We start from the raw sequence: 1308 nt of genomic DNA, 5'->3' as shown, positions 1-1308 counted from the left end.
GGTTCTTCACGGAATTCCGGGAAACACAGAAACAAGAACGCCGATTTGGTTGATGATGTTCGTGCGAGCAAACACATCTAACAAACCGGCGTTCTTATGCGTGATATTAATACTTTCCTTCCTTTTTGGGAGGGCTTTTCTGTCGTCACGATAAAGCCTGATGGCGACGCACTACAGATCGATCTGATCCCCCATGCCACCCGATTTCCTTCCTGTGGCGGCTGCCTAAGGCCCTGTTCAACTACGCATGAGTATTGCGAGCGCGTCGTTCGTGATTTGCCCATCCTTGGCCGCGCTGTACGTCTCAACGTTTTGCTCAGGCGGGTTGGCTGTCGTGACTGTGGCAAACGCATGGAGGCCGTCAGTTGGCTAGACCGCTACGCTCGCATGACGCGCCGCTTGGCCGAGGCGGTCATTCAGGCCTGCGAACGCCTTCCAACCCTGCACGTGGCTCAGATGTTCGGCCTACATTGGGATACTGTTAGGTTGCTGGAGCGTCGAGCCTTGCAAGCGACGTTGAGCGCGCTGCCAAAGGCGCAACCGCGACGTTTGGTGATGGATGAGTTTGCGTTGTTCAAAGGGCATCGTTATGCCAGCGTGGTGCTGGATGCCGATACCCGGCGCGTGCTGTGGATTGGTGAAGGCCGCAGCCGTGCGGCGGTCAGGCCATTCTTCGAAGAGCTGGGGGCAGAGGGTTGCGCCCGAATCGAAGCGGTCGCGATGGACATGAATACCGCTTTTGACCTGGAGGTTCGCCAGCACTGCCCAAAAGCTCGAGTGGTCTATGACCTCTTCCATGTCGTGGCCAAATATGGCCGAGAAGTGATCGATCGGGTTCGCGTTGACGAAGCCAATCGGCTACGTCATGACAGGCCGGCTCGCAAGGTTATCAAGCAAGCGCGATGGCTGTTACTGCGCAATCCGCAGAACCTGAAAACGCCGGAGCAACAGGTCCATTTACAAGACCTGTTGGCGGCCAACCAATCGCTGATGACGGTCTATTTGATGAAGGCTGAACTCAAAACGCTCTGGACGCCGAGCACCGCTTGGGACTGGAGATCAGCCTGGAAACAATGGCTGCGCCACGCACATGAAAGCGAAATACCTGCTCTGATCCAGTTCGCCAAACGGCTAAAGCTTTACTGGCGGGGCATTGTGAGCCGAGTTCGCTGGCCGATGCATACCGGCCAACTGGAAGGAATAAACAATCGAATAAAGGTGATCAAGCGGATGGCGTACGGTTACCGGGATAGCGAGTTCTTTTTCATGAAAATCAAGAGCGTCTTTCCCGGTAATCCGTGAAGAACC

At 55.4% G+C, this 1308-nt stretch carries 1 protein-coding gene; it reads left to right on the top strand.

The window, feature by feature from the left end; all coding sequences use genetic code 11:
• The first annotated feature begins 96 nt into the window (after positions 1 to 96).
• Positions 97 to 1302 carry an ISL3 family transposase gene (locus tag KVG87_RS25695; RefSeq protein WP_122601978.1) on the top strand — a complete coding sequence of 402 codons (1206 nt, stop codon included), beginning with the start codon at positions 97 to 99 and terminating at the stop codon, positions 1300 to 1302.
• Positions 1303 to 1308: the final 6 nt, after the last annotated feature.

Origin of the sequence: Pseudomonas siliginis, assembly GCF_019145195.1 — a bacterium.
GTDB lineage: Bacteria > Pseudomonadota > Gammaproteobacteria > Pseudomonadales > Pseudomonadaceae > Aquipseudomonas > Aquipseudomonas siliginis.
The sequence above is the reverse complement of the archived record's forward strand: the minus strand, read 5'-3'. Positions and strand labels throughout refer to the sequence as shown.

Coding starts and splice junctions, on each gene's coding strand:
- KVG87_RS25695 (WP_122601978.1), top strand. CDS start 97: ATGCGTGATATTAATACTTTCCTTCCTTTTTGGGAGGGCTTTTCTGTC.